We start from the raw sequence: 2,389 nt of genomic DNA on the forward strand, positions 1-2,389 counted from the left end.
CTTTTGAAGGAAGTTGATTAGACCAGGCTTATCAAGCGTCTGAGTGGTGACCACGCGATCACTGCCAGAGCGATTGTCCACCTCTGACTGTGTAGCAAGCTCAGTCAATCCAGCCGCATCGGTAGTTGCATATTTACTCAATTTACTACCAAGCTCTTCAAGCGCTTGATTCATTTCGTCATGCGTTGGGTGTGTGATACTGGTGTCGGTTTGAACGACAACATGCTCTGTATTCGATAGCACGGTTTGTATATTGATTGGGTATGACGAGACAATCGCCTCCTCTGGATCAACTAGAAGAGGCCTATAAGCAGCGATTAGTATCAGTTCGCCATCTTCGTCATAGATACCGACGTTACAAATCCATTTTCCTTTGTATTCTTCTATGCGGTTTTCGATAGTAGCACCGCCACCAATAAAACCCTCTTCTGGGAATCGCTCTAAATTGATACGTGTCCATTCGTTAGGTACTTGCACCATATCTACGTTAGGACGCTGGTAATTTACCTCATCGCCATTAATGCCACCAAAACCCATATGTGTCAGCGGAAGGGTTTTACTTTCCCGATAGTACTCTTGGATTTTTTCTTTTCCACGATTAGTGGTAATTGTGTAAAACAGTTCAGTCATATCATTGTTCTCTATTGATTAATGTCATAAAACTATCGCAGCCTTCTTGGTCAAATAAGTCCCTGACAGAAAAGCTTTTCACCCCAAAGTAATAACAAGCGCTGTTTACTGACGGCTCAAGGATGCGAGTTGCGTACTCGATGCTTGTTTCAGTCACTTCAGCGCCACTTGTGCGTCCGAGCGTTTCAATTAGGGCGGTGGCAATCCGACCACCACAGGGTCTTTGAATAGTTTCGATGCTAACGTCAGTTACTTTATTCATTACGTCGTCACCTTGAGAGTTGAACCAGCTTTGATTTTTTCCGCTAACGCTTCACCGCCTGAAGCGCTAACCAAGAGAGGGAAAATGAGTGTTTTGTTCTCTGCTCCCAAAGCGACAGTTTGCTTTGAGCCGGGGATTTCTGCACCTGTTGAATCTGACATTAATGTCGTGATGACGCCGTCCGAATCAGAGCTTGCGCGTACTTTTAGGTTTGCCGAAAAGAATCGACCAACGTTGGTATCAATGTTAAGCGAGGCTTCTGCTGCTTCATTTGACGATATAAATGTGGCATCGTTGTTGTCTGATAACGCCTCATGCGCACTAGCTGCGCCAGTAACACCAAACGTATTGCTTTGCGTATTAACGACGCTGATTGTTTTCACTTTTCCTGACGCAAGGATTGGCATGAGGTTATCTGAGTATGTATGTCCGGAATAGTAATTGCCCGCATTATGAAGAATGTACAAGTCATCAATATCAAGACCTAATGTGGTATTGCTGCCAAAATGCATGGCAAGATAATCTTGGTACCTAGCATCGTATTGATTAATCCTGTGCAATAATATTCCGTTAAGCCAAATCTCCACATACGGCTCTCGACCACTAGAATAACTACTGTTGTATTGATGCCTAAACTCCAAGTAATAGTACTGGTTTGGTCTTATCGTGATTAACGGTCGGTTATCAGAACCTCGGCGATAAATTAATTGACCATCTTTAATGAATACCAATACATCGTACACACTGACACTATCTGTGTGTTTGTACGGCATTCTATGGCTAGAGTATAAAGATATTTGCGCCAATTCTTGCGCTGGAATGACATCTTTAAATTTGAAAGAACAGCCAGAGTAGACAATATAACCAGTTGACACGGTTATTGCGTTAAACTGCAAGTAAGCCCCGCCCGTAAGGCGAATGGCTTTACCTTCTTGTTTCCCATCGACAATAGAAGCGCCTTCGGGATTAATCACTTTAAGTTCGGATGGTAGCTGTAATTCAAAATCGGTACCGATGATTGAATCAAAACCTTCTGTTAGTAATGACATATTAGTATCGGTTCCCGTTCAGGCGTACGATGTCACCCATGAATTGAATGTTATTGACGAGTAAGTCCTGATTTGGCTGTAGAGCAATAATGAAAGACCAGCCAACACTTGATGCGTCAGCAAAGTTTCGACCGCTGCGACGATAAGCTAGATTCACATTCACCTTATCGTCGGTCCTCTCAATAATGGTTAAGTGCTGGTCAAAGCTGATAGCGTTTTTCATGGTCGTGATAGATAGTAGGTACCCGATATCATCGCGAGGGGTAAACAACGGATAGCCAGTGTTATCGTTAATCGCTTGCATCACTCCTACAGGTAGCGCAGCGGTCACATAAGTTGGCAGTGTCCCATATATATCATTGTTGGTATTGCCTAGAGATTCTGCATACGCGGAGTAGTCCATTGGGCTTAATAGCGACTGAATGTTCTCTTTAAATGATTCAAAATC

Annotated in this window: 4 protein-coding genes; all 4 read right to left on the reverse strand. The window is 43.3% G+C overall.

Annotated features, from left to right (window positions below; genetic code table 11):
- The coding region (locus IQQ51_RS00890; protein WP_193840123.1) for a phage tail protein at positions 1-630 on the reverse strand (630 nt) is incomplete at its 3' end.
- A gap of 1 nt (position 631) precedes the next feature.
- Positions 632-892 carry a hypothetical protein gene (locus tag IQQ51_RS00895; protein WP_193840124.1) on the reverse strand — a complete coding sequence of 87 codons (261 nt, stop codon included), beginning with the start codon at positions 890-892 and terminating at the stop codon, positions 632-634.
- Positions 892-1,941 (reverse strand): hypothetical protein, encoded by a 1,050-nt coding sequence (locus IQQ51_RS00900; RefSeq protein ID WP_193840125.1) that lies wholly within the window; start codon positions 1,939-1,941, stop codon positions 892-894. Before IQQ51_RS00900 ends, IQQ51_RS00895 begins: the two co-directional genes overlap by 1 nt.
- A gap of 1 nt (position 1,942) precedes the next feature.
- Positions 1,943-2,389 (reverse strand): hypothetical protein (locus tag IQQ51_RS00905; RefSeq protein WP_193840126.1); only part of this gene is annotated, 447 nt, incomplete at its 5' end.

Origin of the sequence: Vibrio sp. OPT18, assembly GCF_015163615.1 — a bacterium.
GTDB classification, from domain to species: Bacteria; Pseudomonadota; Gammaproteobacteria; order Enterobacterales; family Vibrionaceae; genus Vibrio; species Vibrio coralliirubri.